The sequence below is a fragment of the Prevotella sp. AM42-24 genome, from assembly GCF_003461825.1.
GTDB lineage: Bacteria > Bacteroidota > Bacteroidia > Bacteroidales > Bacteroidaceae > Prevotella > Prevotella hominis.
In genome coordinates, this window is record NZ_QTXV01000005.1 from 114,810 (window position 1) to 141,076 (window position 26,267).

Consider the following 26,267-nt stretch of genomic DNA (forward strand, 5'->3'; position numbering starts at 1 on the left):
TTGTGAATTACGTAATTAGTTGAGACTGAATATCTTGAAGACATTATAAGAGATGTTGTTGTCATAAACATCCTCACCCTCATGCTTCTTGATGGCCTTAACCACACGGATGGTTACAGGCAACACGATGATTTCATATACTGTCTTGAGAATAACCTGCCAGAGCATGAGCCAAGGCAACTCGGAAGCAGGAACTACGCCTCCCAATGCCAATGGGAAGAAGATGATACTGTCGCAACTCTCTCCTGCCACAGTACTGAGAATAGCACGGGCTGAGAAATGCTTGCCACCATCACGAATCTTCATCACACTCATCACATAGGCATTGGCAAATGAACCTACGATGAAGGCTACGAAGGAAGCGGCAGCAATGCGTGGAGCCAGACCGAAAATGGCGTGGAAACCAGCATCATTGGTCCAATAAGGTGCTGCAGGAATCACATCACAGATGGCGCCGAGAGCCACGAAGAAGAAATTCATGGCAAAACCTGTCCATATCAGCAGGCGGGCTTTCTGATAACCCCACACTTCACAAACGACATCATTGATAATGTAGCTCACTGGGAATACAATGAGTCCACCGGTCAGAGATACTGGCCCGAAGGCAATTTGCTTTGTTTCGAGCACGTTTGCCGCAATCAGACAAACGCAAAAGAGGATGCTGAAAAGCATAAACAGCACACTCACTTGAGTTGTTTTCTTTTCCATTTTTCTTGTTTTTTACGAGGTTTACCAAGCACTCAGATTTTGCTCCTGACAAGGTGGAAATCTGTTCACCATGCAAAAGCGGCTGCAAAATTACGATTTTTTCTTGAATTCTCCAAATTTTAGCATAGAAATGTAGGATTTTTGAAATTCCTAAAATACATAGTCCCACAGATTTCACAGATTTACACAGATTTTTTGAAACAAAAAATAAATCTGTGAACATCTGTAATATCTGTGGGACATTTTTCGGGCGCACTGAATGTGACTTATAACACACCCTCTTATATATATAATAATGTATAGGGATTACTCAGCAGCTGCTTCCTCCTGACGATCATCTACATTGTCGCCATCTGTTGGAGCCAAAGTTGCCTTGAAATCAGTAATGCCGTTCTTCACGAGGATATTGTACCACTGGAGCAACTTCTTGATGTCACTATCGTGTACACGGTCACGGTCGTAGTTAGGCAAAACCTCTGCGAAATAGTCGTGAAGTTCCTGAGCAGAGCACTTCTTATAGTTGAGGCTGCTTACCTGACTGTTCTCTTTCTTGCCTACACTCTCCAAAACCTCCCAGAGGGCGATTTCATCTGCATCTGTGTACATAGCGATGTCGCCAAGACTTGTTACACGGTCTGTAGCGAAAGCTGGAATACGTCTGTGAGTCTCATCAATAGTCTCCACGATGAGGTTTCTGTTTCCACGAGATACCAGTTTATAAAGGCCTGGCTTACCTGCAATTGAAAGAATTGTTTCCATTGTTCTTTTTATTTCTTATTTATTATTTCTTTGTTTACTTTTTCCTTTTATTTTTCAAAGAAGAAATTCTCCCCTCTTTCATTCGAAGAAAGAAATCTCCCCTTCTCATTCGAAGAAGGAAAACTCCTATCACTTCTCAGCAGAAGTCCTACTTCACCTGATTCAGGAGTCTGTCAATCTGCAGATTCAAATCTTCCTTTCCATCATTTCTGATTTCAAAATCACTCTGCAAAACGACATCAGCCTGAGGCAACTGGGCATTTATCCATTCCTCTGCTTTCTGGCGGGAAATCTGATCGCGCTGCATAATCCGCTGCAGACGGACTTCCTGTGGAGCCGTCACGCAGACCACATAGTCGAAACGGGTGCGATGAACAAAACCACTGTCAAAGAGAATGGCGCTTTCCAGCCAGTTCTTTCCGCTCTGTTCGAAATCGCGAGCCACAGCAGGATGAACCACATCATTGACTGCCAGTTTGTTGGTCTCACTCGCCAAAAGAAACTGAGCCAGAACTGGTTTCTGAAGCACTCCGTCCGCATAGACCTCATTGCCCACAAGCAGCTTTAGTGCAGCCTGCAACTGCTCATCGCTACGCATCAGCCTTTTGGCCGCAGCATCGCAGTCGTAAACCTCGATTCCACGCTTGGCAAGTTCTCTGCAAACAAAACTCTTGCCGCTTCCGATTCCTCCTGTAATAGCTATTTTCATCAGATTCTACTTTTATAGATCCTCCTATTCCCTATTGCTGTTCAAGCAGATAATCCACCTTCTCCACTTCAAGCATTGCTTTGCTCACGGTTCGTGGCACACTGCGCAGCTGGAGCGTACACTTATCAGCCGGATTGGAAGACAGTTCGTCGTAATCGACAACCACCTTGAACTGGTCGGCACTGACGGTTCTGAACAGGCTGGCACCTATCGTAAATCTGACGGTGACACGGGAAGGGAATGTGCGGAGCACCATGCCCGGAGGCATATTGATGGACGTAATCGGAACATCGATTGTCTCTTCGGTCAGGACATCAGGATAAACGGAAAGGCGCACCGTATTCGGAACTATCTTGACACCCACAATCCTCTGCAAGCGCACCGTCTTTTGGATTGTATCCTGCAAGTTGCGATAGTTGAATGGTTCTATCTCCACATAGCGCAACTGGTCGAGCCGTTTCTTGTTGGCATAAACCGTCACCGTACCCGGCAGAAATTCCGTATGAGCCAGATAATAAGTCTTGCTCGTCGTAATCTTTCCCCTGAACCTGACAGGAACCTGCTTGGAAGCACCATATGTGAAATAGAAATCCAGCTTTTCAGGCTTTACAGACAGAAGTTTGCTGGAGCCATAGAGCTGGTTCTGCAGCTGCTTCACCATGTCGGCATTAGGAATCACGCCGTGCCCCTGGTCCTCATCTGCATAAGTAGCAAACTTGAACGAGAGCGGCTTAAACCATTTACCATATTTGTAGGTAACCAATGTAAAACCCTTATCCCTCACCATAACCCGCACAGTATCAGCAGGTTCGTCGGTCACAACGGCATTACGGGGTACATTGACAAGGCGCACAGGCACCTTTAATTCTTCCTCATAAGTCTCATTGAGCGCCATCATCAACCAGAAAGCACCGCTGAGAAAGAGAAAGAACAAAAAAATCAGAAACTCCTTGTTCAGCGCACTGAACAAAAAGTTTCTAATCACTTGCCATATTTTTCCTATATTATGCATTTGGAGTCTGAGCAGTAGCATCAGCGAACACGTAGCCCTTAGCTACAGTGATTACTACGCCACGAGCAATCTCAACATCTACAGTATTCTGCTCCAAGTTGATACGCTTAACGGTGCCATAAACACCACCGCCAGTAACAACCTTAGAACCTTCCTGCAGAGAGTTCTGGAATTTGCGGATTTCCTTCTGCTTCTTCTGCTGAGGACGAATCATGAAAAACCACATGATAACAAAAATTGCTACCATCATAACGAGGAAGCTTATATTACCACCACCTTGTGCTTGCAATAATAAATTCATAGTTGCTATTATTTAAAATGTTATTAATATTCTGTTTTCAACTTCAGTCTATCGACCTCAGTCTGTTTTCATTACGGAACTTTATCTTCTGTGATGTTCCTTGCGAGGAGGCAATTCCTTGGCAATGATACCACGGTCGATGAGGAATCTGCCGATATTGTCGAGCATTCCGTTCACATATCCGCCGCTTCGAGGAGTACTATATACCTTGGCCAAGTCAACATACTCATTGATGCTGACGGAAGCAGGAATATTTGGGAAATTGACCATCTCTGCAATGGCAATCTGCATAATAACCACATCCATGTAAGCCAGACGGGAGAAATCCCAGTTGCGGGAAGCATCACTCATATAGCGCTGATACTGGTCGCAATTGAGGATAGTAGAGCGGAACAGCTTGCGGGCAAAGTCACGGTCCTCCAAATCTTTATATTCAGGAAGAAGTTCCTGGTCGGCCTTATTTTCCTGCTCGAAACGCTTGATGGTTTTGAGCACGAATGTGTCAACCACTTCTTTGTCATCATTCCAATAGAGGCTCTTTTCCTCCAGAAGAGCATCCAGCTCATCATTGTTCATCACAAAATTCTTGTAGAACTTACGCCAAGCCTCACGGTCTGCCTCATAGTTGTCTTCCTCTGAAGCCATGTACTCCTGAAAAGCCTCGCTGGCTGTAATGTTAGTGTAGAGCTTACGCACGAATTCAATGTCATCATCCCATGAAGAATGTTTCGCATCAATCCAATCTCCCAACATTTTGTTTTCTTCCAACTGAACTGCCAAACGATTGAACGCAAATTTCTGCGATGGAGCCTCTGCCCCTTCACGCTGAGCACGAGCCAACTCCACGTCGTAACGCTTGCGAGCCTCTTTAGTGACAGCCACAATGAGTTGCAACATGTAGTTATACAAGTCGTACGCTTTAGAAAGACTAAACAACAATTCCTTCTCAGCATTATCCATGTTGTGATTGCCGTTTTGATAGTACGCATAGGTTAACTGTACAATCTTTCTTCTAATTAAATCCCTATTAATCATTCTCTAATAATTTAAAGGTTTATATTACTGTCGTTATTTGACACGGCAAAAATACATATTTTATATGGAACATGCAAGAAACCAGTGGATATTTTCTACTTTTTTAAGGATAGAAAGCCCGTTTACCCCCTTCTGAGTCCTCAAAGAATTACTTTTTAGCATTTTTTTCTTCATAAATTTGCTTATTTCAAATATTTGTTGTAATTTTGCACCCGCTTTTGCAAAGCTTATCCGTGTGATGGCGAGTTAAGGCACTAATTATTAATACTTAATTTAGAGTAACACAAATGAAAGAGATTAATGTAACAGGTCAGAAGCGTACAGACCTTGGCAAGAAAGCTTCTAAGTCATTGCGTAAGGAAGGTTTTGTTCCTTGTAACTTGTATGGTGAGAAGAAGGGTGAGAACGGTGCTCCAGAGGCATTGTCATTCGCTGTTCCTTTCGCTGAGTTGCGTAAGGTTATCTACACTCCTCACGTATATGTTATCAACCTCATCATCGACGGTGAGAGCCACACAGCTATCATGAAGGAGATCCAGTTCCACCCAACTACAGACGCTCCTTTGCACGTTGACTTCTACGAGGTGAACGACAAGAAGCCTATCACTATCGGTATTCCAGTGAAGTTGGTAGGTCTCGCACAGGGTGTTCGTGATGGTGGTCGTATGAACCTTTCTATCCGTAAGATCAACGTAACTGCTCCTTACCAGGTAATCCCTGAGCACCTCGACATCGACGTTACTGCTTTGAAGATCGGTAAGAGCATCAAGGTAGGTGACCTTTCATTCGAGGGTCTTGAGTTGGCTACAAGCAAGGCTGTTGTAGTTTGCTCTATCAAGATGACACGTAACGCTCAGCTCGCTGCACAGCAGGCTGATGAAGCTGCTGCTGAGTAATCTTGATTGACAACCCGTAAATTGAAACACATTTAGATTTTTCAAATTGGATAAATATTTGATTTGTGGTCTTGGAAATCCGGGCGATGAATACGCAGGAACAAGACACAACACGGGATTTATGGTATTGGACGCTTTTGCTAAAGCGTCCAATATTCATTTTGAGGATAAGCGTTACGGATTCGTGGCCGAAACTTCCATCAAGGGACGTAAGGTGTTCCTTCTGAAACCTACCACCTTCATGAACCTCAGCGGCAACGCCGTAAGATACTGGCTCAACCAGGAGAAGATAGATCAGAAGAGGCTGCTCGTCATCAGCGATGAACTGGCTCTGCCGCTCGGCGCTTTCAGACTGAAAGCCAACGGAAGCAACGGCGGACACAACGGACTGGGACACATCCAGCAGCTTATCGGACAGAACTACGCCCGACTGCGCATGGGCATCGGAAACGAATATCCACGCGGAGGACAGGTGGACTGGGTGCTCGGAAAATACACAGAGGAAGACATGAAGGAACTGCAACCTGCCATCGACCTCGGTGTGGACATCATCAAAAGCTTCGTCCTACAAGGTATTGACATTACAATGAATCAATACAACAAGTTAGGAAAAAAATAAGAAATGAAAGAAACAGCAAGAATAGACAAATGGCTCTGGGCTGCCAGAATCTACAAGACGCGCAGCATTGCGGCTGATGCCTGCAAGAATGGGCGCGTCACCGTGGGCGGCGTAAACAGAAAACCATCCTACATGATCAAGAGAGGAGATGTGGTCAGCGTGAAAAAGGCACCTATCACCTACTCTTTTGAAGTGCTCGACTGCATTGAGCAACGAGTTGGTGCTAAAATGCTCTTTGCTGTCTATAAGAATGTAACCGACCCTAAGCAGTATGAACTGCTGGAAATGAGCCGCATCAGCGGTTTCGTGGACAGAGCCAGAGGTACAGGTCGTCCTACTAAGAAGGAACGACGTGCGCTGGATGCTTTCGTGGACCCAGCCATGTTCGGATTTGAAGACGAAGACTGGGAGGAAGAGGAATAAAAGTTGTGTTTTCAGCGACGACAACAGAGACTATAGCGACAAGTCCAAGTACGAGGTTTTCTCTCTGACTTTCGGTTATAAATTCAAACTGTAGGATATTCTTCCTAAAATTTAAATCTCCCACAACTTTGACTTTCTGTAAGTTGTGGGAGATTTTTCGTATCAATATTCCAATTATATACGTCATAGTATTCCAAATGGTAAGAAAAAGGATTTTTTTTACCTTTATTATCAAAAAAACTATCCAAAAGTTTGCATCCTATTGTTTTTTACTATATCTTTGCCCTCGCTAACAGAAACAAACGGTCTGCAAATATGCTTTCCATATCAACAGAAAAGATGGATCAGCAATATGCTCCCCCGTCTGCCTCTATTAGCAAATATAGTAGAATTCTAATATATAAAAGTAAATAGTAAATAGTATTAACTAAATTTAGATTAGAGATTATGAAAAAGATTATTGCAATGGCAGCTCTCGTGCTGTCTTCAGTAGGTGCTTTCGCACAAAATGCAGCTGGTACAACAACCATTCAGCCTAAAATTGGTTTGAACGTTTCTACAATTGGTGACAACGATTGGAAAGCAGGTTTCGTTGGTGGTGCAGAATTACAGTATCAGGTTACAGATAAATTCGGCCTTACTGGTGGTCTTCTCTACTCAATGCAAGGTTTGAAGGCGAAGAAGATAGAAGGTTCTATTGCTGGCGAAGATTTTGAAATTGGTGGTCAGAAGTGGACTCCAAGCTATCTCAACATCCCTATCACTTTGAATTACTACCCAGTACAGGGTCTTGCTCTCAAAGCAGGTGTTCAGCCAGGTTTCATGGTTGACAAAGATGGTGCAGGTGATGGCGTGAAGACATTCGACCTTTCTATCCCTGTTGGTCTCTCTTATGAGTATCAGAACTTTGTATTCGATGCACGTTACAACATCGGTGTTACAAAACTCTACGACCATAGCGATGGTTACAACAATGTTCTCCAGATTACTGTAGGTTACAAGTTTGCTCTCTAAACTCAGAACAGAATTTGAATCATAGATCAACAGAACTGTTTTTAAATGATAAATCAACAAGAACAGTTTCAATAAAAATCCCTCTCAACAAACCGGACATCGTCCTGTAAGTTGAGAGGGATTCTCTTTTGAATATGATTGAGTTTTTACTTTTCCTGATGATCATCCTTGATTTCCTCAATATAGGAAACATCATTCGAAGAAGAAGGAGTTGATGAACTGATTTCTTCAGCCTTCGTCCACTTCCGCTTATTATTAGCTATCTTGAATGCATTGATACATTCCACAACGCCATAGATGAGCATGGTCCAGCCGATGATGAAGAGCGGTGCAAAGGCTATGGCTGAAGGTTTGATGACAGCAAGCAAACCAATCAGGAGAATGATGGAAGGAAAAATCCAATAAACAATTCCCACACGTCCCAACTTGCGAGCCGTAGCAAGATTCATAAACTGCGTCAATGCGCCCATAATCAGAATAACAGAAAGAATGAACATCAGACTGTTGATGAACGTATTAGGCATCAGAGCCAAAATCAAGCCCAAACAGAGACTGCCTATTCCCACAATAGGAAAATGAGGAGTCAATCCCGTGAGCTGCTTTCCATTAGCATCATAAACAACACCAACTTTACCCGAATTCCTCTTGGCACTGAAATAGGTAACGATGGAAATGACTCCCGAGAGGAAAAACAACACACCGATGGCTATGGTAATCCAAGTAACCGTCTGCTCACGATACTGAATGAGAAGTGCACCTACGATAATCGCACAGATTGCACGGAAAAATGAACTATGTATTACTTTCATATTTCTTTTTAGATTAATATTCGACAAACTATTAAAAAAACTTCTACAAAAATACAAACTATCTTTGATAAATCCAACTTTTTTTGTAATTTTGTTGGCAAATTAAGGATATTATGACAAAATTGTATTTAGTTAGACATGGTGAGACTGTAGATAATGCAGCCCAGATTATGCAAGGACAAACACCAGGCAAGTTAAACGCCACCGGCATTGCCCAAGCTGAGGAAGTAGCTCGCAAGATGGCCAATGACCACATCGATGTATTCATATCCAGCGATCTCTACCGCAGCATCCAGACTTGTGAGATAATCGCCCTACCTCATTTTCAGGATGAGAAATCCATGAAACAAGCCATGATTACAACCCCACTGATACGGGAGCGCGACTGGGGCGATTTCACAGGTAAGTTCATCCCAAGTCTTCCCAAAAATCCGAAAGACTGGCCAGACAACATCGAATCTATCGAAAAGATGAAATCACGCGCACAGAATTTCCTCACCTGGCTCAAGGTGACCTATCCCGACAAAACTATTCTTGCCGTAGGACACGGCATTATCAACAAGGCTATTCAGAGCGTTTATTTCAAGCGCCCTATGAACGAGATAGAAAAGATGGGAAACGCAGAGGTAAGAGTTCTGATCTTATAATCTGCTTCTATTCCCCACCTTATTATATATATATAGAAGAATCCAAACTATAGAATACCCAATATCCTATATGAAGAAGATTCTATATTCACACTTAACATTTCACATTTAACATTTATAAAACCCTCTCTTATGGCAAACAAAATCGCTTTGATTACAGGAGCTACCAGCGGTATCGGTGAAGCATGTGCACGCCGATTTGCTCAAGGCGGATACGACCTGATTCTTACAGGAAGAAACACAGGCAAGTTGGAAATCATCAAGAAAGAACTCGAAAATGCTTACGGCATTATGGTCCTTGCATTGGCTTTTGACGTTCGCAACCGTGAAGCTGCCCAGAAAGCCGTTAATTATATTCCTTCACACATGAAGAATATCGACGTACTTATCAATAATGCTGGTCTGGCTCGTGGACTGGAACCAGAATACGAGGGAGACTTTGAGGATTGGGATCAGATGATAGACACCAATATCAAGGGACTTCTCACCATGACCCGCCTCATCGTTCCAGGAATGGTCAGCAGAAATCATGGACACATTATCAATATCGGAAGTGTTGCCGGTGATGCTGCTTACGCAGGAGGCAATGTTTATTGTGCCACCAAGGCTGCCGTCAAGGCAATTACAGACGGACTCCGTATCGACGTGGCTCACACCAAAGTGCGCGTCACCAATGTAAAACCAGGATTGGTAGAAACCAATTTCTCCAACATTCGCTTCCATGGCGACAACGCCCGTGCCGACAGAGTTTACGACGGAATCGTACCGCTCAATGGTGATGATGTGGCAGATGTGGCTTTCTATGCAGCCAGTGCTCCAGAACACGTCCAGATAGCTGAAGTACTTGTGCTGGCCACCCATCAGGCAAACGGCACCGTCATTCATCGCAACTAAAAAATCCTCGCAAACAGAAAACGATTGCGATAAAATAGAAAATCCTCGCTACGAACACAACGATTCGTAACGAGGATTTTTATTGCTAAGACAATTTGCCTGAGAGCGATTATTTGTCGAGTTTCTCCACCAATCCTGTCACATAACTGCAAAGGATTCCGATACCCTTCTCGTTTTCACCACCCTGCGGAATGATGATGTCTGCATAACGCTTGGTGGGTTCGATAAACTGCTCGTGCATAGGTTTCAGCACCTTCAGATATCTGTCCACAACCATCGAAACCGTACGACCTCTGTCTATTGTATCGCGCTGGATATTGCGGATGAGTCGCTCGTCAGGGTCAGCATCCACGAAAACCTTCAGATCCATCAGGTCACGCAGCTTCTTGTTGAGCAAAGTCATGATTCCCTCGATGATGATAACCGGCTTCGGTTCCACATGGATCGTTTCCTTCTCACGATTACATTTCAGATAACTGTAAGTAGGCTGTTCGATAGCAATTCCATTGCGCAAATCAGCCAACTGCTTATGGAGTAATTTCCAGTCGAAAGCATCAGGATGATCGAAGTTGATAGCATGTCGCTCCTCATCCGTCATTCCCGTCGTATCATTATAATAGGAATCCAGAGGAACCACAGCCACATAATGAGGAGGCAAAGCATCCACGATTTTCTTGACCACAGTTGTCTTGCCCGAACCGGTTCCTCCTGCAATACCGATAATCGTTATTTTATCTTTTTCCATAGATTCGTTAATATTAATTTATTGTACGCGTACCTTATTATATATATAGAATAAACCCAGAGATCTCATCAGAAATCAAAGAATATCATCAAACATTCTCTTGTAGAAATCTGCTTTTTTCTCAACTGCCAAAGGATAAGCCCGGCTGCTGCTTGGCATTCTATAGAGCCTCAACGTGCGATTCTCGAAAGAAAACTCCACGTATCCTCCCATAGCAGGAGTCTCAGTAATACCATAATGTTCAGAAAACACCTTGGTAGCCAACTGTCCTGCCGTCAGCACCGCTTTACATTCCGGCAAAGCTCGCAGCATTCCATCCAGATCAGACTGTTCCACGATTTTCAAATCCTTGTCAGAAGCCGTATTCTTGGTACGAATCACTTTCTGCGCCGTATCAAAGAGAGCAACTCCCTTTTCTCCAAGAAAATCCTTGATAGCCTCCAGCCTGTATTGCTTATGCTCTACATCCACGAAATGAAGTTTATCTCCAAAAAAGATAATTCCAAAGATGCGCCACATATCATTCTGGAAATTAGGATAATACCAGGGAATGCACCAGCGCTTGGGTGAAGGCGGGAAAGTACCGAGCATCAGGAGATGCGCATTCTTGGGCAACCAAGGTTCAAAAGGATGACTCTCTATCATTTTCTTTATTTTTTTTACCTTTTTACTTTTTTACCTTTTTACCTTTTTACCTTTTTACCTTTAAAAATCACTTCACTTCCTTGACCAGGTACATGACTACAGGCAAGTGGTCGCTGAAACCATTGAGCCATCTGCCACCAGCCTGAGTGCGCAGCGGAGCACCCTTGTACTGACCTTCCTGCTGGATAAGATAATCGCGGCGGAAAACCTGATGAGCAAAATACTTCAATGTAGAGAAATCCTTATTCTTAGCATCCTTGTTGAGCAGGTTTGGCGTAATCACAATCTGATCGAAGAGATTCCAGTTGCCATTATAGAATAAGGTGCCCTTACCCTGCTTGGCCAAAATATTATACCATGGATTGTACATATCGTTTGGTCCAACCTGACTGATTTCCGGTTTGGCGCTCAACACCTCATGCATACTCTTATTGGTAGGATCATCATTCATATCGCCCATTACAAACACCTTCATATCCTTGTTGATGCGAAGCAGACTATCCTTGACAGCCTTGGTTTGGCGGGCACCCGACTCACGATAGAAAGAACCTGAGAAACGGCTTGGCCAGTGACAAACAATGACAGCCACATCCTCACCAGCCATTTCACCACGAACCGTCAGGAAACCACGAGTATAATAAGCACTGTCCTTCGCCTTCTCCTGAACATAAGGCACTAACTTTACATTCTTCACAGAGAAGAGAGAAGGATTGTAGAGGAAAGCACAATCAATGCCACGACGGTCTGGACCCTCTATATGACAGTATTTCATATTACGGGCCTTCAGAGGAGCCTGCTCTATCAAGTCGTCCAGCACTTTATGATTTTCCACCTCTGACAATCCGATGAAAGCACACCCCACCTTAGGCAACTTATCCGTACCCATGTCGGCAAGCGCCTTGGCCATATTGCGCAACTTATTGGTATATTTCATTCCGTTCCATCCCTTGGCAGGAAGATATTCATAATCATTCTTGCCCTCATCATGGCAAGTATCGAAGAGATTCTCCTGATTATAAAAACCTACTGCATAGAGATTGAATCGTTTCTGCCCTTGGGCAAAAGCAGCCAAGCTGACTATCAAGAAGGCCGCAAACATCAATACATTTTTCTTCATAAATTTATTTTTTATTTAGATTATCAAAAATCTTAAGTTAGTAAATGTGCGAAAACTCGCTATTAGAATGCAAATATCGGCATTTTATTTGAAAAAACCGCATACTTAATCAAAATTTAAACGAAAAAACTTTTAATTTTAAAAAATATTTTGTTACTTTGCAGACATTATTAGTAATTAAACTATAAACTATGCAACAAAAGGTAAAATTAGCAATGCTTGCGCTCTGTTATGGTCCGCTGGCTTTTGCACAGAATGTTGAGCAAAAGGCTGCATCCAACCTGGACGAGAACGCATTCACATTCACCGAAGCACAGTTGGGTGAGGATGATGACATGTCTCAGAATGTAACCATTCTCAACTCTACCTCTAACGTTTATGCATCGGAGGCAGGATTCCTCTTCTCTCCTATGCGTTACCGTTATCGTAGCTTCAATCAAAAGTATAACGAGGTTTACATCAATGGAGCACCTGTCAACGACATGGAAAGCGGCCAGTTCCGTTTCTCCAACATCGGTGGCTTGAACCGTTTCTCCAGAAATGTAGATTTTGCTTTGCCTTTCGAAGGAAATAACTATTCTATGACAGGCATGGCTGGTAGCAACAACTACGACTTCCGTGCCGGAAGCATGCAAGTGGGTCAGTATGCATCAGTTGCTGTTGCCAACAGAAATTACACACTTCGTGGTCTCTACACTTACAGCAGCGGTTTCAACGACCGTGGCTGGGCATTCAGTGCCGGTCTCACCTACCGATGGGCCAATCGTGGTTATGTGGAGGGTACTTTCTACAATGCTTTATCTTACTACATCGGTGTTCAGAAGAAGTGGAACAATGGTCACTCCCTGAGTATCTCTACCTGGGGCAACCCTACCGAGCGCTCTACCCAGGGTGCTTCTACCGACGAGGCTTACTGGCTCGCCAACGACCGTTACTACAACCCTTACTGGGGTTATCAGAACGGCCACAAGCGCAATTCGCGCGTTGTCAACGACTTCTCCCCTTCTGCTATCGCAACATGGGACTGGGATATCAATGATAAATTGAAACTCACAACTTCTGCATTTGCCAAGTACTCTATGTACAAGAGCACCAAACTCAACTACAACAATGCAGAGAACCCACAGCCAGATTACTGGAAGAACATGCCAAGCAGCTACTATGACATCTGGAATCTTTCTTCTGTCAACAACAACCCTAATACATGGCAGAGCTGGAAGAACTCATACGATTTCTGGACAGCAAGCAAGGCTAACCGCCAGATTGACTGGGACCGCCTCTACTATGCTAACGAAAATGCAGCAAAGGCTGGCAATGAAACAATGTACTACATCCAGGCTAAGCATAATGACAACTTGAACCTCACCTTGTCATCTACGCTTACTGCAAAGGTAACCAAGAACTCCAAACTGGTGAGCGGCTTCATCTTTGCCAGCAACAGCAACCGCCACTACCAGACTTTGGAGGATATGCTTGGCGGCTCTCTCTTCCACAACATCAATAATTACGCTCTCGGAAAGTATCCAGCTACTGATCCAAGAGTTCAGTATGACTTAAACCGTCCTAACGCCCCAGTCAACGAAGGCGACAAGTTCGGTTACGATTACAAGATTGAAGTGATGAAGGGATTGCTCTGGACATCTTACACTGCAGAATTAGGCAGATTCCAGACTATGTTCAGCGCTAAATTGGGTCAGACCAATATGCGCCGTCATGGCTATATGCGCAATGGTATGGCTGCAGAAAACTCTTATGGCAACAGCGGAATCGCCAGAATGGGCGAAGGTGGTGCCAAGGGTAGCATCAGCTTCGACGCCGGTCGCGGTCATGCGTTCAAATTAGGTGTTGGCTACGAGTGGCAGCCACCTAAGGCTAACACAGCATTCGTATCTCCTGAGGTTCAGAATGACTTCGTGAGAGATTTGCATGATGAGCATATCTTCAGCAGCGAGTTCGCTTACCAATACCAGAACTCATGGATGCACGCCAACCTGAATGCATACTATAGCCGTCTGGACCACGTTACGGAGTGGCAGAACTTCTATAGTGATATGGACAACTCGTTCGTATATTTCAGTCTTCCTGGCTTGCAGAAGGAATACTATGGTGTAGAATTGGGTCTCGACTTCAAACTCACATCTTTCCTCAACTTCAAGGCTATCGGTACTTTGAGCGACAACAGAATCCTCAAGAATATTGAGACAACACGTTCTGAGTCTATCACTGGAGACTTGAAAACTGAAACAACATATATTAAAGGTATGCGCGAGAGCGGAACTCCTCTCAACGTAGGAAGCCTTGGTTTGAGCTATCATGCAGGTGGCTGGTTCATCGACCTCAATGCCAACTACTATGATCGCATCTACCTGTCATACGCACCTATCTACCGCACCCAGTCTGAGTTGTCTCGTCTCAACGCATTCGACAACTTCGGCAACCTGATGCCAGGTTATACAGACCAGGCTAAGGGTCATGGTGGCTGGATGGTTGACGGCAGCATCGGCAAGAGCGTACGCTTGAAGCACGGCAGCTTGAACTTCAACTTGATGATTACCAACATCCTGAACAACCAGAAGATTGTATCTGGCGGCTATGAGCAGAGCAGAAGCGACTTCTCAGGTAGCGGTGATAGCAGCAAGGAGCGCGTTTACAAGTTCTCCAAGAACCCTAAGAAGTATTACGTATTCGGAACAAATGGTATGTTCCAGGTTTCTTATAGATTCTAATAAAAAGGAAAGATATGAAAAAAATATTATTCATAGCAATGGCTTTTGCCAGTATGTTTTTTGCATCTTGCATGGGCGATGGTTATGCTGATCCTGATAATACGATTAAGGTGCCTGCGGCTCCTGTCGGTGACAATAATATCAAGGAGAAGAATGTCATCACAATTGCACAGCTGAAGGAAGACTACAACAGCCTCATTGCTAATAAGAGATATGAACAGATAGACAAGGACATCCAGATCAAGGGTTACATTACTGGTAATGATCTCGGTGGAAACCTTTACAACGAGGTTTGTCTGCAGGACGAGACGGGTGGTATCTTAGTTTGCATCAACAAGGGTGCTCTCTATGGCGAACTTCCTGTTGGCCAGCAACTCCTCATCAATCTGAAGGGCCTCTACATTGGTGGTTACGGTTCTCAGGCTGAGTTGGGCGGTGTCTATACCAACAGCACTACGGGTGCACAGTCTATCGGTAAGGTTGACCGCTACGAGTGGAACAAGCATTTCAAGATTTTGGGTTCTCCAGACGCAGCCAAGGCTGAAAGTCTGGTAGAGGTGTTCGACAAGACCAAGATCAAGGATGCTGACTATCTGAAGTCTTGCTCTGGCAAGTTGATGCGCATTGAGAATGTACAGTTCTCTCAGGCTGACGGTAAGGCCGTTTATGCCCCAGAGACAGAAAAGGACAAGACCAACTGCGTGAACCGCAACTTGACCGATGCAGAAACCAAAACACCTATCAGTGCTTCCAACCTCTTGGTTCGCACTTCTGCTTATGCCAAGTTTGCCAATGTTGCTTTGCCAAAGGACCCTGTCAACATTACAGGTATTTTCACCCGTTTCAACAATGTTTGGCAGATTCTGATCCGTACAAGCAATGATGTTGAGACTGCGCTGAATGTTACTGGTGGAACTAAGGAAGAACCTTACACCGTAACCAACGCTCTCAAACTCATCAATGCCGGTAAATATACAACAGATAAGGTTTATACTACCGGAATCATCTGCGAGGTAGGTAACGTTGATACAGGCTCGTATGGTAATGCTACATATTCTATCTCTGAAGATGGAAAGGCTGTTGCCGGCAAGATGATCAAGGTATTCCGCGGCTTCAATCTCGACAACCAGAAATGGACAGAAGAGACAAAGGGCACCCTTGCCGTAGGAAAGAAGGTTGTCATCTGTGGAGCATTGACTATGTACAATGGCACTCCAGAAATTGACAGCGGAAACTACCTCATCTCTATCAAGTAATTCATCCATTAGAAATTTTTAAATCGAATAACAATATGAAAAAGATTATATATTCATTGTTAGTGTTGGCCATGTCAGCCTTTACTTTCAGCAGTTGCGAGGACGTTCCTGCTCCTTACGACATGCCTACCAAGCCAGAGACTCCAGAACTTTCAACAGATGGAACTGAAGCCAACCCATATACAGTAGCTGATGCTAAAATTGCTGCTACGGGTACTAATGTTTTCGTAAAGGCTTTCATCGTAGGTTATGTACCCGACAAGGCCCTGAATGAAGCTATTTTCGGCGACGCTGCAAGTGCAGCAAGTGCTCCAACAAACATCTTGGTCGCTGCAAGTGCAGATGAAACCAACGTAACAAACTGTATGCCAATCCAGTTGCCACCAGGTGCAATTCGTACTGCACTCAACCTCAAGGATAATCCTGGCAACTTGAAGCAAGAAGTGATTCTCTGCGGTAATATTGAGAACTACTTTGGTGCAACTGGTTTGAAGAGTGTTGCCTATGCTAAGATTGGAGCCAAGGAATTTGGCACAAAACCTGGCGGTTCTACCACTACTCCAGATACTCCAACAGACGGTTACATCAACGAGACATTCAATAAGAGTTTTGGTACATTTACTCTGAAGAACATTAAGGGTACTCCATGGGTCATTGATTCTTATGGCTATGCCAAGGCAACAGGTTATGAAAACACAAGTAAGGTAACAACCCCTTCAGAGAGCTACCTCGTATCTAAGGCTATTGATCTCTCTTCATCAAAGGGAGCTGCCTTGAAATTCTCTTATATCTTGCGCTATGCTACCTACAATGGCGAGCCTACAGAAGGTGTAAAGAACCAGGTACTTATCACAGAGAACTACACAGGCGATCCTGCTACAACAAAATGGACCAATATCACTGGTACTCTAACCGAAGGAACTGACTGGAAGACTTGGTCTACATATACCTACGACCTTACTCCTTACAAGGGTAAGAAGAATATCGTTATCGCTTTACACTATGCATGCGAGGCTAAATCAGGTACATGGGAGATAAAGGAATTGACTGTTAAGGAAGGTACTCCTACTGTAAAGCCTGAAACTCCAGATACACCTTCTACAACCGAAGGTATCTCAGTAAATGGACTTACTGTTACCTTGACGAATAGTGGAACCACAACTGGAGAAAGCTTAAAAGTAGAAGATCTTAGTACATTGAAGTTAGATGCAAACCCAACAGAGTTCACACTCTCTGACGGCACTATTTTCAAATTGGATTCAAATGGCAACAAGACAATGCCTGCTTACAACGAAAAAGCAAAAGAACTTCGCATTTATGCCAACAACATAATGACCATAACAGGCTCCAAAAACATTGCTAAAATCATCTTGACTTGCACTCATGACAACAACAAGAACACAGACTGTGTTGGTAATGAGACTGCAACCATAAAATTCTCTGGCAAGACTGCAACCTACACCAATGTGTTTACAGGTACAACAGGTGGTGGTGTACAACTTCGCATCAAGTCAATCGAAATTGTTTATGCCAAGTAATCCACTCAATTACAAATTACTTTAACTATCCCCATTGCCTCTCATCAGGCAATGGGGATTTTGTTTTCAGCAATGTTTCTTGTGTCCAAATGGTTTCTCCAGAAGTTCCTGCTATGCCCTTCAAGCGGTCCCTCGATGAACACGTGATGGGGAACTGGTGAACAAGAGACGAGCAACGAGGGATCACGAGGCGGGCAACGAGTGCCCAAACCGAGAACCACAATTTGGGCAACATATCTGTGAAAATAAAAAAAAGAGTAAAAGAAAGAAAAACATCAGGAAATATTTGGCAGAAAGAAGAAAAAGTCGTAACTTTGCACCCTGTTAAGTGTAAAGGCTATAATGGGCATGCACCGAAAGGACATGAGATGATGCGAAGAACATCCCCATAACGTCTATTTTTAATAACCCAATAAAAATAAAAAAGAAAAATGAAAAAAGGTATTCATCCAGAGAACTATCGTCCTGTAGTATTCAAAGATATGTCTAATGGCGACATGTTCCTCTCTCAGTCAACATGCAAGACTAACGACACTGTTGAGTTCGAAGGCGAGACTTATCCAGTAGTAAAGATTGAAATCTCCAGCACTTCTCACCCATTCTATACAGGTAAGAGCAAGCTTGTTGATACTGCAGGTCGCGTTGACCGCTTCATGAACCGTTACGGTAAGTTGAAGAAGTAATATACCTTTTCATTTAAAGGATATATTATCGCAAGATACAAAAGTGCGTTCGAGCGTAGTTGCATATACGCTGGTACGCACTTTTTTCGGTTTTATACATTTCTACGAGAAAGACTATTTTTATATTACAAATTATATTCTAACACGACTTTTATGAAACGAATCAAGATTTACCTTTTGATGCTTCTCGCTGCACTCACAGTAGGTAGCTGTGGAAGCGATAATGACGGTCCTGATGGTGGAGTTGACAATACGAATACCAACGCCAATGTTGTAACCCCAGGAATGCCTGACGAAATCACACGTTTGGAATTTCCAAAGGTGAAAGGTGGAACAAGTACAGTCATCGTTCACGAAACTGATCAATATGGTGTCAACTTCTGCACAGAATTTGATACCAGTAAGAAATCACAGCGATGGAGTTGCTATGCAGTCTATAAGAGTAACAACCGGAAAGGCTGGGATAGAGATAAATGGTGGTCTAAAGAAGGAGTATCATGGAATGGTAAGACTTGGAAAGGAGATCCTTTCCAGATAGACCCAGAAATTCCTGCTAACTTGCAACCAAGTATTAAAGAATTTAAATCTTCCAACATGCCAAGTGAAGGAATCACCTATTTCCAGAGAGGACATATCGTTGCTTCTGAAGACAGAATCTGCAGCAAGGATGTAAATGGACAGACTTTCTATATGACCAATATGCAGCCTCAGAGAGAAGAATTCAATACCGGCATTTGGAAAAAAATGGAAGGAAAAATCAGAGACTTACTGACATACAATATGAGCACTCAAACTGCGTATGCCAATGATACAATGTATGTCTGCAAAGGTGGAACCATTGATAAGTCTGAGCAGATTTTGGGCTATACTAAAAATGGATTTATAGTTCCTAAATACTTCTTTGCAGCAGTCATGATCAAAAACAAATCCGGTCATAAAGCTATCGGATTCTGGTTTGAACACAAAGATTATCCTTCCACAGAAAAGTTGAGCGCACATATTGTCAATATTGCCAAACTTGAGGAACTTACTGGTATCGACTTCTTCTGCAATCTTCCTGATGATGAAGAAAGACTGATCGAGAACGTGAATATCACACCATCCTATTTGCAAACTGTTTGGAGTAAAATAATAAACTAAGTTCTCTGATACTTTACAACATTTCATTATACAGAATAAGAGGATGCATCGAAACAATTCGTTTGATGCATCCTCTTCACTTTTCCTCCAACACAAGGGCTATCTTCTGCTATTAAAACGAGAAGACGTTCCCTTAATCGGACTCTGATAAGCAGCCTTACCAAATGATTTATGCTCAGTTACGCCTGCTCCACGAGTCTGAGCCTTGGCATGATTGGTATCGTTCAAGCGCTTAAAATCAAAATAGATAACATCGCCCTTAACGCTTCCCGTGCCTATCATATAACCGAAGAAAGTATCATATCCCTTCTTGTCTTCATATCCCAAATGGAAACCAGCCTGAGAAGAACCATAGTCTAACACAAAGGTAGCCCCACTTTTCTTGTACTTGATATAAATATCTCCATTATCCTCTATGTACCAGGAGAAATCCAAGGTCTGGCTCTTATCTTCATTGACATTTCCTTGAGAATCCAAGAGATAATCAGTCTCCACACCCTCTCCACTATAAGATTTTGAATTCTGATTATATTGGAAGAACTTCATGGTCGTATAATAAACCTCTGTGCTACGCGATTCGCCATCCGGATTGATATAAGAATAATCCATCTCACCGTCCCATTCTCCACAGAGAGTCTGGGCCATCGCCGTACGTTCATCACCACCTTGGTTGTTCCCATTACCACCCTGGTTCCAATAATCATTATTCCAGTGCCAGTCGCCATAGTTATTGCTCCAACCGTATGGGTCATGCCAGCAACCATCATACCAAGGATCATCGTCACAACTGACAAATGTCATGGATGCTACTGTTATCGCAGCCAACATCAACAAAGATTTTATATTTTTCATATCTCGTCCCTTTCTTTTTAATCTGTTCCCTGAGGAAACAGCAAGTCTCTTTACTTATTCTTATAATTTACCACTCTTCTCAGATATTTCAGCGAATCAGAATCTGAGGAAGAAGCACGGGTATCATCGAAAGTTCCCTGATGAGGCTTTGCCCAACCATATTCCCTGGAATCATACCAGTCATCAGGATCATACCAGTCATAATTCCATTCGTTAGGAGAAGCCGTCTTCACCAATCTGAAATCCGCGCTGCTATTTCCACATTCAACCGTTCCATAGAAATAATCATCATCCAAAGAATAGTTATAAATCGTAGCATACGAGTTTTCCTCTCTGAAGTGAATTTTGATGACACCATTACTCACTGCCCAATCTATATGATTAGCAACATAATTCCAAGGAGCATTGCTGTATCGGTCTATCCAATACCCCGTTCCGTGGTCGGAATAAGAGTTGCTTGGTATAAACGTTATCTCAGAAGTGGTAGAAGCATAATAATGATCACCATACTTCAATCCAATATCCATATAGCCTTTCCAAGTGCCATATAAAGTATCGCCAATGTCAGCGTCCTCATCGCAAGATGTGAAACTGAGGCTCATCAAAGCCACGATAGCCATCGTCAAGAGAGTCTTTAAATTTTTCATATCCATATAAGTCTTTAAATTACATTTCTTTGTTTATTTGCTGCAAAGATACGCCAAATAATCATACCAACAAAGGGTTTTTAGATAAAATTCGGCAAATTCTGCCTAACAGCTTAAAATGAGCGATTTACGAGTGTTCCACCTCTATAGAGGTAATGATTTAGCAACGGTTCTAACTTCTGCATAATACATAAGTTTGCTTTGCTTGTCAAACAACTCTTTTCGAGTGCAAAGATACAAGTTTTATGTGGATAAACGGCAATCTCATTCATTTTTTAGATTTTATTTTCAGTTAGATGTTCTACGAGGTTTGCAAGTTTCTTATACGCAATTATCTATCGCCAAAATGTTAAAAAAGAGCTGTAGATTATATTTAAATGGTCATTGTTTCTTCTTTATGAAACAATATACTTACCTTTGTACAAAAATGATAATGTATGGCACAAAATATCTTCAAACTTGTCTTGACAGACGAGGCACAGAACTTTATTGAGAGTTTACCCGAAGCGGTATCTTACAAGATTTACTACAACATCAAGCGTGTTGCAGGTGGAGAACGCAACAAAGAACTCTTCAAGAAGTTGGAAAACTCGGAGATATGGGAATTTCGTACATTGTATAACAAAACTGCTTATCGCTTGTTTGCTTTTGGGACAAGGATAAAGAAACATTGGTAATTGCCACCCACGGCATTATCAAGAAAACTCAGAAGACACCAAGCAAGGAGATAGCAAAAGCAGAAGCAATAAGAAGAGAATATTTCAAAAACAAGTGATTATGGCACAGATGAATCTTACCCCATTGGACGATGTGCTTGACAAGCATTTCGGTAAAGTAGGCACACCAAAACGTGATGCTTTTGAGAGTGATGTGGATGGAGCTTTACATGCCTATAGATTAGGCGAAGCCATCAAGAAAGCTCGTATAGAACAGAACTTGACACAAGAACAACTTGGTGAGCGTATTGGCGTGAAAAGAGCACAGATTTCTCGATTGGAAAGAGGTTATAGTATCACTATTCCAACCATGAGGAGAGTGTTCAAAGCACTGGGTGTAGTTACTGCAACGATTGACTTAGGTATAGCAGGTAAAGTTGCATTGTGGTAAAATCCAATTATCTATGGTATAAAAATGACAGAAAAGACAACAGATCTCATTATATCAAAGCTGCTCGATGCTTCAAGTATAGAGCACTACGCAGAGTCATGCCCTATTGAGGAAATCAACAAGGCTATGGTCTCTAAACGTGGTACAGGAAAGAAAGGCTTTCCTGAATACTTGGCAATATCGGGTGACTTTGTTATCGTAATAGAAGATAAGGTAAAGGTTGAGGACCAGGCAAAGTACTTGAAAGATAATGAAACTTTGCTGATGGATACTTCAAGCGTAACCAAGTATGCGGAGAATGGTGCGCTGCATTATGCGCTCAGTATCATTCAAAACACAAACTTCAAGAAAGTCATTGCCTTTGGTTGTTCGGGAACAGACGAGAAGCGCATTGTTATTCGTCCTATTTACGTTAGTCCTACAGGTTACAAAATTCTTCCAAAGGTCAAGGACTTCAGTCAATTCTCGACCGAAAATATAGAGCGTTACTACAATGAGATTATTTGCGGTAACGAAAGTATTGAACGTGTTGAACTGAAAACCATTCTTAGCCGTGCAAAGACTTTGCATGAGGATTTGCGCAACTATGGACAACTCGGAGATAGCGAGAAACCTTTGGTCGTATCTGCTATTCTTTTGGCATTAGAAGAAAAGGATTTCTCAACAGAGAATCTGACAGGGGATACTATCAAAACTGATGGTCAAAAGATATTTGATGCCATGTCCGCACACATGGAAAGAGTAAAGGTTGAGCCACAGGTGAAAAAGAAAAGGGTTATAGACCAATTTAACCTCATCATCAATAGACCTGTGTTGTCTGAAAAGGATGAGCGATTGGGCAAATCCCCTTTGCGCTACTTTGCGGAATACTTGCACTCAAATATTTTAACTGCCATTTGCAACAACTCACCAGAAGACGTACTTGGTCGTTTCTATGGAGAGTTCATCAGTTATAGTGGTGGCGATGGGCAAACACTTGGCGTAGTTCTTACTCCAAAGCACATAACCGAATTGTTTACAGAATTGGCTGAAATCAAGCCTACCGACAAGGTGCTTGACCCTTGCTGCGGAACAGGTGGCTTCTTGATAGCTGCCATGCACAGAATGCTGACACAGGCAAAAGAGGAAGACAAGGAAAACATCAGAAGAAACAATCTTCACGGTATAGAGTTGCGTGACGATATGTTTTCCATTGCCACAACCAACATGATTCTGCGTGGTGACGGAAAGAGCAATCTCATCTGTGCAGACTTCTTGAAGCAAAAATCAGAAGACATGTACAAGAAAGGCTTTACCGTTGGTTTGATGAACCCACCGTATTCACAAGGAAAGACAAAAAGCACGGCACACTTGACGGAGTTGAAATTCATCTGTCACTTGTTGGATTGCGTAGGTGATGGTGCTCGTTGTGTTGTCATAGTTCCACAAAGCACAATGGTCGGCAAAACGAAAGAAGACAAAATCGACAAACAGTATATTCTCGATAACCATACGCTTGAGGGTGTTATAACGCTTAATACAGATACGTTCTATGGCGTAGGAACAAATCCTGTGATAGCCGTATTTACAGCGCATCAACCACACCCAAAGGATAAGTTAGTGAAGTTTGTCGATTTCAAAGATGATGGTTATGGAGTCTTTGCCCATGTTGGATTGATGCCAACAGATAGAGCTGCCGAGAGAAAGAAATACCTGCTTGATTGTTGGTTTCAAGGCAAGACTGCACCAAACTCTTTTATTGTGCGTAGCACCATTGAAGCAGATGACGAATGGCTGCACTCGTTTTACTATTTCAACGAAGAGATACCATCAGAGGAAGACTTTGAAAAGACAATGGCTGACTATCTGACATTTGAGTTTAACATGATTACTCATGGACGAGGTTACTTGTTTGAAGAAAAGGAGGTGGCGAATGGATAAGCTATCACTCAAAAATAAAGATTGGAAAGATTTCTATCTTTCAGATTTCTTTGACTTTGAAAAGGGAAACCAAAATAATATGGCATCTTTGACGACAGGAACTTTACCTTTGGTCTCTGCCAAAAAGACAGACAATGGTTATAAAGGCTTCGTATCAAAGGAACAAAAGAAAATCTTTCGAGGTGATATTCTGACATTGAATAACGATGGAGATGGTGGTGCAGGAATAGCTTACTACCAACCTACCTCTATGGCTTTGGATAGTCATGTTTCCGCATTGATACCCAAGAGTGATTTGAATAAATACCATTTGCTGTTTGTCTCAATGTGTATAACAAAGCAAAGGGAACGCTTTGGACATGGGTATTCAATAAACGGTAACAGATTAAGAGCCTTTAAAATTATGCTTCCTCTTGCTGCTGATTGCACAAATCCTGATTGGCAGTTCATGGAGGAATACATGCGTCGAAAAGAAACATTATTATTGAAACCAGCAGTAGAGAAATTATGCAAGCGACTGATACACAAAGAAATTTTAGGGGGGGGTAAACTGCTCCGCTCTCAATGGAAACCTTTTAGTTTTACAGAAGTATTCACAGAAATACAGCGTGGCAAACGTCTCAAAAAGGCAGACCACACAGAAGGTACAGTTCCATACGTATCATCCACGGCACTCAACAATGGCGTGGATGGATTTGTCGGCAACGAGGGCAGCGTAAGAAAGTTCGAGGATTGCATAACCATTGCCAATAGTGGTAGTGTTGGTAGTGCATTCTTCCATCAATACGAGTTTGTGGCAAGTGACCATGTTACTCAGCTTAAACGTAAGGGATTGGATAAATATGCCTACCTCTTCATGGTGCCAATAATCAACCGTTTGTCGGAGAAGTACAGTTTCAACAGAGAAATAAATGACGAGCGTATAAAGCGAGAAAAGATATTACTCCCCATTAATGATAAGGGTGAAATAGATTTCGATTTCATGTCCTCGTTCATGCAAGAGGTAGAAGCTGATATACTCAAAACAACTCTAAAGGTTTTCAAGAAGCGCTTGAACGCCAATGAGAACAAAATGGGGGGGGTAAAATGGAAAGCGTTCTTCCTTGAAGAAATTGCACAAATATCTTCGGGAAAAGACATCTACGAAAGAGAGCGTACAAGTGGGCAAACCCCTTATGTTACGGCGACAGCCAATAATAATGGCATCGGTTATTTCGTTGGCAATCAAAACGAAACATTGGAAAAGGGAAGCCTGTCTGTAAATCGAAACGGCTCTGTTGGGTATTGCTTTTATCATCCATACGATGCACTATATGGAAACGACACTCGCAAGCTGAAACCTATAAGAAACAACAAGTATGTTTCTCTTTTCATATCCATGTGCATAACAAATCAACGTGCCAAATATGGATATGGCTATAAAATGGGAACAGGACGTTTGAAACGCCAAAAGATTCTCTTACCTATAGATGGCAATAGCCAACCAAATTGGGACTATATGGAGGCATATATGCAGAATTTGGAGCAACAGCAAATATTAGAATATCTTAGGCACATTGAAAGATAAAACCGTAAGTACAAGATGAACATTGAAGAAGTTAGAAAGTATTGCTTATCATTGCCAGATACAGAAGAAGCTATGCCTTATGGTGAAGATTGGGTGGTATTCCGTGTAGGAGGAAAGATATTTCTGCATATTTGGTTGGAAGCACCGATACCAACTATTGCAGTAAAGCTGCTACCCGAACGTGGAGAGGAATTGAGGGAAGAGTACAATGCCTTTTCTCCTGCGTACCATTTGAATAAGAAACATTGGAACGACATTTTTATTGAGGGGTCTTTTCCTAATAGAATGATAGAGGATTGGATAAAAGAATCATATGAGTTAGTGAAAAGTAAATTGCCAAAATCAACAGAAATGGTTGCTCAATAAAAGATGGAACATAGCTTTGTTGCATCTGCTTAGTGGCATTAGCAAAGAAGTTGCTTCGCTGTTCATGGGTGTTTGTTACTTGACATACTGTTTACAGTTGGTACACTCACTTTCTGCGACCATCGGGAGCAA

General features: G+C 42.6%; 27 protein-coding genes and 1 pseudogene. 16 read left to right on the top strand and 12 right to left on the bottom strand.

Annotation, left to right across the window (positions count from 1 at the left end; translation table 11 throughout):
• Positions 1-15: 15 nt before the first annotated feature.
• The 6 genes from DW917_RS03215 to nusB form a co-directional block, all read right to left on the bottom strand.
• Positions 16-708, bottom strand: coding sequence for a queuosine precursor transporter (locus DW917_RS03215; RefSeq protein ID WP_118116426.1), 693 nt, complete (start codon positions 706-708; stop codon positions 16-18).
• A gap of 306 nt (positions 709-1,014) precedes the next feature.
• Positions 1,015-1,467: a DUF5606 domain-containing protein gene (locus DW917_RS03220; protein WP_118116428.1), complete on the bottom strand. Its 453-nt coding sequence runs from the start codon at positions 1,465-1,467 to the stop codon at positions 1,015-1,017.
• A 148-nt stretch (positions 1,468-1,615) separates the two neighbouring features.
• On the bottom strand, positions 1,616-2,176 hold the full coding sequence (gene coaE / locus DW917_RS03225; protein WP_022110935.1) for a dephospho-CoA kinase: 561 nt from the start codon (positions 2,174-2,176) through the stop codon (positions 1,616-1,618).
• A gap of 31 nt (positions 2,177-2,207) precedes the next feature.
• Positions 2,208-3,161: a CdaR family protein gene (locus DW917_RS03230; RefSeq protein WP_370453509.1), complete on the bottom strand. Its 954-nt coding sequence runs from the start codon at positions 3,159-3,161 to the stop codon at positions 2,208-2,210.
• Between the two features lie 19 nt (positions 3,162-3,180).
• A complete protein-coding gene (gene yajC, locus DW917_RS03235; RefSeq protein WP_199545480.1) occupies positions 3,181-3,489 on the bottom strand; it encodes a preprotein translocase subunit YajC in 309 nt (102 codons plus the stop codon).
• An 81-nt stretch (positions 3,490-3,570) separates the two neighbouring features.
• Positions 3,571-4,524 (bottom strand): transcription antitermination factor NusB, encoded by a 954-nt coding sequence (nusB, locus tag DW917_RS03240; RefSeq protein WP_118116436.1) that lies wholly within the window; start codon positions 4,522-4,524, stop codon positions 3,571-3,573.
• Between the two features lie 287 nt (positions 4,525-4,811).
• Here nusB and DW917_RS03245 point away from each other — a divergent pair, with 287 nt between their 5' ends.
• The 4 genes from DW917_RS03245 (at position 4,812) to DW917_RS03260 (ending at position 7,476) form a co-directional block, all read left to right on the top strand.
• On the top strand, positions 4,812-5,420 hold the full coding sequence (locus DW917_RS03245; RefSeq protein ID WP_118116438.1) for a 50S ribosomal protein L25/general stress protein Ctc: 609 nt from the start codon (positions 4,812-4,814) through the stop codon (positions 5,418-5,420).
• A gap of 46 nt (positions 5,421-5,466) precedes the next feature.
• Entirely contained in the window at positions 5,467-6,039 is a 573-nt protein-coding gene (pth, locus tag DW917_RS03250) for an aminoacyl-tRNA hydrolase (protein WP_118116440.1), read from the top strand.
• Between the two features lie 3 nt (positions 6,040-6,042).
• Positions 6,043-6,462, top strand: a complete 420-nt coding sequence (locus tag DW917_RS03255; protein ID WP_118116442.1) for an RNA-binding S4 domain-containing protein — start codon at positions 6,043-6,045, stop codon at positions 6,460-6,462.
• A 447-nt stretch (positions 6,463-6,909) separates the two neighbouring features.
• Entirely contained in the window at positions 6,910-7,476 is a 567-nt protein-coding gene (locus DW917_RS03260; protein ID WP_118116444.1) for a porin family protein, read from the top strand.
• A gap of 146 nt (positions 7,477-7,622) precedes the next feature.
• Here the strand turns inward: DW917_RS03260 and DW917_RS03265 are convergent, their stop codons facing one another.
• On the bottom strand, positions 7,623-8,285 hold the full coding sequence (locus DW917_RS03265) for an HdeD family acid-resistance protein (RefSeq protein WP_118116446.1): 663 nt from the start codon (positions 8,283-8,285) through the stop codon (positions 7,623-7,625).
• Positions 8,286-8,398: 113 nt separating this feature from the next.
• Between DW917_RS03265 and DW917_RS03270 the strand changes: the two genes are divergently transcribed.
• Entirely contained in the window at positions 8,399-8,932 is a 534-nt protein-coding gene (locus DW917_RS03270; protein ID WP_022110926.1) for a histidine phosphatase family protein, read from the top strand.
• A 132-nt stretch (positions 8,933-9,064) separates the two neighbouring features.
• Positions 9,065-9,826: an SDR family NAD(P)-dependent oxidoreductase gene (locus tag DW917_RS03275; protein WP_118116448.1), complete on the top strand. Its 762-nt coding sequence runs from the start codon at positions 9,065-9,067 to the stop codon at positions 9,824-9,826.
• Positions 9,827-9,935: 109 nt separating this feature from the next.
• Here the strand turns inward: DW917_RS03275 and udk are convergent, their stop codons facing one another.
• From udk to DW917_RS03290, 3 genes are all read right to left on the bottom strand, one after another.
• A complete protein-coding gene (udk, locus tag DW917_RS03280) occupies positions 9,936-10,571 on the bottom strand; it encodes a uridine kinase (protein WP_118116450.1) in 636 nt (211 codons plus the stop codon).
• Between the two features lie 75 nt (positions 10,572-10,646).
• Positions 10,647-11,216, bottom strand: coding sequence for a uracil-DNA glycosylase family protein (locus DW917_RS03285; protein WP_118116452.1), 570 nt, complete (start codon positions 11,214-11,216; stop codon positions 10,647-10,649).
• Between the two features lie 67 nt (positions 11,217-11,283).
• Positions 11,284-12,333, bottom strand: a complete 1,050-nt coding sequence (locus tag DW917_RS03290) for an endonuclease/exonuclease/phosphatase family protein (RefSeq protein ID WP_118116454.1) — start codon at positions 12,331-12,333, stop codon at positions 11,284-11,286.
• A gap of 191 nt (positions 12,334-12,524) precedes the next feature.
• On the opposite strand from DW917_RS03290, the gene DW917_RS03295 reads away from it, so the two are divergent.
• The 5 genes from DW917_RS03295 to DW917_RS03315 all read left to right on the top strand — a co-directional run bounded on the left by DW917_RS03295 (position 12,525) and on the right by DW917_RS03315 (position 19,676).
• Entirely contained in the window at positions 12,525-15,059 is a 2,535-nt protein-coding gene (locus DW917_RS03295) for a TonB-dependent receptor (protein WP_118116456.1), read from the top strand.
• Between the two features lie 14 nt (positions 15,060-15,073).
• Entirely contained in the window at positions 15,074-16,315 is a 1,242-nt protein-coding gene (locus tag DW917_RS03300; RefSeq protein WP_118116458.1) for a DUF5689 domain-containing protein, read from the top strand.
• Positions 16,316-16,350: 35 nt separating this feature from the next.
• Positions 16,351-17,853, top strand: a complete 1,503-nt coding sequence (locus DW917_RS03305) for a DUF6359 domain-containing protein (protein WP_118116460.1) — start codon at positions 16,351-16,353, stop codon at positions 17,851-17,853.
• Positions 17,854-18,284: 431 nt separating this feature from the next.
• The gene (locus DW917_RS03310; protein ID WP_006847266.1) at positions 18,285-18,536 is read left to right on the top strand and encodes a type B 50S ribosomal protein L31; all 252 of its coding nucleotides are present in this window, start codon (positions 18,285-18,287) and stop codon (positions 18,534-18,536) included.
• A 153-nt stretch (positions 18,537-18,689) separates the two neighbouring features.
• Positions 18,690-19,676, top strand: coding sequence for a DNA/RNA non-specific endonuclease (locus tag DW917_RS03315; RefSeq protein WP_118116463.1), 987 nt, complete (start codon positions 18,690-18,692; stop codon positions 19,674-19,676).
• A gap of 99 nt (positions 19,677-19,775) precedes the next feature.
• On the opposite strand, the gene DW917_RS03320 is transcribed toward DW917_RS03315, so the two are convergent.
• Positions 19,776-20,528: a hypothetical protein gene (locus DW917_RS03320; RefSeq protein ID WP_147344107.1), complete on the bottom strand. Its 753-nt coding sequence runs from the start codon at positions 20,526-20,528 to the stop codon at positions 19,776-19,778.
• A 50-nt stretch (positions 20,529-20,578) separates the two neighbouring features.
• Positions 20,579-21,175, bottom strand: coding sequence for a hepatitis A virus cellular receptor 1 (locus DW917_RS03325; protein ID WP_147344108.1), 597 nt, complete (start codon positions 21,173-21,175; stop codon positions 20,579-20,581).
• Between the two features lie 437 nt (positions 21,176-21,612).
• On the opposite strand from DW917_RS03325, the pseudogene DW917_RS03330 reads away from it, so the two are divergent.
• The 5 genes and pseudogenes from DW917_RS03330 (at position 21,613) to DW917_RS03350 (ending at position 26,135) form a co-directional block, all read left to right on the top strand.
• Positions 21,613-21,950: pseudogene (locus tag DW917_RS03330) on the top strand (type II toxin-antitoxin system RelE/ParE family toxin).
• Between the two features lie 2 nt (positions 21,951-21,952).
• Positions 21,953-22,282 carry a helix-turn-helix transcriptional regulator gene (locus DW917_RS03335; RefSeq protein WP_053397536.1) on the top strand — a complete coding sequence of 110 codons (330 nt, stop codon included), beginning with the start codon at positions 21,953-21,955 and terminating at the stop codon, positions 22,280-22,282.
• Positions 22,283-22,306: 24 nt separating this feature from the next.
• Positions 22,307-24,202: a class I SAM-dependent DNA methyltransferase gene (locus DW917_RS03340; protein WP_118116469.1), complete on the top strand. Its 1,896-nt coding sequence runs from the start codon at positions 22,307-22,309 to the stop codon at positions 24,200-24,202.
• Complete coding sequence (locus DW917_RS03345) at positions 24,195-25,769, top strand: restriction endonuclease subunit S (protein WP_158570063.1); 1,575 nt, start codon at positions 24,195-24,197, stop codon at positions 25,767-25,769. Before DW917_RS03340 ends, DW917_RS03345 begins: the two co-directional genes overlap by 8 nt.
• Positions 25,770-25,784: 15 nt before the next feature.
• Positions 25,785-26,135, top strand: a complete 351-nt coding sequence (locus DW917_RS03350) for an MmcQ/YjbR family DNA-binding protein (protein ID WP_053397539.1) — start codon at positions 25,785-25,787, stop codon at positions 26,133-26,135.
• Positions 26,136-26,267 lie beyond the last annotated feature (132 nt).

What these genes read in the sequence shown, in the direction of transcription:
- DW917_RS03265 (WP_118116446.1), bottom strand. Translation starts at nt 8,285, where the DNA reads ATGAAAGTAATACATAGTTCATTTTTCCGTGCAATCTGTGCGATTATC.
- DW917_RS03275 (WP_118116448.1), top strand. Translation starts at nt 9,065, where the DNA reads ATGGCAAACAAAATCGCTTTGATTACAGGAGCTACCAGCGGTATCGGT.
- DW917_RS03325 (WP_147344108.1), bottom strand. Translation starts at nt 21,175, where the DNA reads ATGAAAAATTTAAAGACTCTCTTGACGATGGCTATCGTGGCTTTGATG.
- DW917_RS03320 (WP_147344107.1), bottom strand. Translation starts at nt 20,528, where the DNA reads ATGAAAAATATAAAATCTTTGTTGATGTTGGCTGCGATAACAGTAGCA.
- DW917_RS03295 (WP_118116456.1), top strand. Translation starts at nt 12,525, where the DNA reads ATGCAACAAAAGGTAAAATTAGCAATGCTTGCGCTCTGTTATGGTCCG.
- udk (WP_118116450.1), bottom strand. Translation starts at nt 10,571, where the DNA reads ATGGAAAAAGATAAAATAACGATTATCGGTATTGCAGGAGGAACCGGT.
- DW917_RS03270 (WP_022110926.1), top strand. Translation starts at nt 8,399, where the DNA reads ATGACAAAATTGTATTTAGTTAGACATGGTGAGACTGTAGATAATGCA.
- DW917_RS03260 (WP_118116444.1), top strand. Translation starts at nt 6,910, where the DNA reads ATGAAAAAGATTATTGCAATGGCAGCTCTCGTGCTGTCTTCAGTAGGT.
- DW917_RS03350 (WP_053397539.1), top strand. Translation starts at nt 25,785, where the DNA reads ATGAACATTGAAGAAGTTAGAAAGTATTGCTTATCATTGCCAGATACA.
- coaE (WP_022110935.1), bottom strand. Translation starts at nt 2,176, where the DNA reads ATGAAAATAGCTATTACAGGAGGAATCGGAAGCGGCAAGAGTTTTGTT.
- DW917_RS03290 (WP_118116454.1), bottom strand. Translation starts at nt 12,333, where the DNA reads ATGAAGAAAAATGTATTGATGTTTGCGGCCTTCTTGATAGTCAGCTTG.
- yajC (WP_199545480.1), bottom strand. Translation starts at nt 3,489, where the DNA reads ATGAATTTATTATTGCAAGCACAAGGTGGTGGTAATATAAGCTTCCTC.
- DW917_RS03220 (WP_118116428.1), bottom strand. Translation starts at nt 1,467, where the DNA reads ATGGAAACAATTCTTTCAATTGCAGGTAAGCCAGGCCTTTATAAACTG.
- DW917_RS03345 (WP_158570063.1), top strand. Translation starts at nt 24,195, where the DNA reads ATGGATAAGCTATCACTCAAAAATAAAGATTGGAAAGATTTCTATCTT.
- DW917_RS03335 (WP_053397536.1), top strand. Translation starts at nt 21,953, where the DNA reads ATGGCACAGATGAATCTTACCCCATTGGACGATGTGCTTGACAAGCAT.
- DW917_RS03255 (WP_118116442.1), top strand. Translation starts at nt 6,043, where the DNA reads ATGAAAGAAACAGCAAGAATAGACAAATGGCTCTGGGCTGCCAGAATC.
- DW917_RS03215 (WP_118116426.1), bottom strand. Translation starts at nt 708, where the DNA reads ATGGAAAAGAAAACAACTCAAGTGAGTGTGCTGTTTATGCTTTTCAGC.
- DW917_RS03300 (WP_118116458.1), top strand. Translation starts at nt 15,074, where the DNA reads ATGAAAAAAATATTATTCATAGCAATGGCTTTTGCCAGTATGTTTTTT.
- DW917_RS03285 (WP_118116452.1), bottom strand. Translation starts at nt 11,216, where the DNA reads ATGATAGAGAGTCATCCTTTTGAACCTTGGTTGCCCAAGAATGCGCAT.
- DW917_RS03340 (WP_118116469.1), top strand. Translation starts at nt 22,307, where the DNA reads ATGACAGAAAAGACAACAGATCTCATTATATCAAAGCTGCTCGATGCT.
- nusB (WP_118116436.1), bottom strand. Translation starts at nt 4,524, where the DNA reads ATGATTAATAGGGATTTAATTAGAAGAAAGATTGTACAGTTAACCTAT.
- DW917_RS03245 (WP_118116438.1), top strand. Translation starts at nt 4,812, where the DNA reads ATGAAAGAGATTAATGTAACAGGTCAGAAGCGTACAGACCTTGGCAAG.
- DW917_RS03305 (WP_118116460.1), top strand. Translation starts at nt 16,351, where the DNA reads ATGAAAAAGATTATATATTCATTGTTAGTGTTGGCCATGTCAGCCTTT.
- DW917_RS03310 (WP_006847266.1), top strand. Translation starts at nt 18,285, where the DNA reads ATGAAAAAAGGTATTCATCCAGAGAACTATCGTCCTGTAGTATTCAAA.
- DW917_RS03315 (WP_118116463.1), top strand. Translation starts at nt 18,690, where the DNA reads ATGAAACGAATCAAGATTTACCTTTTGATGCTTCTCGCTGCACTCACA.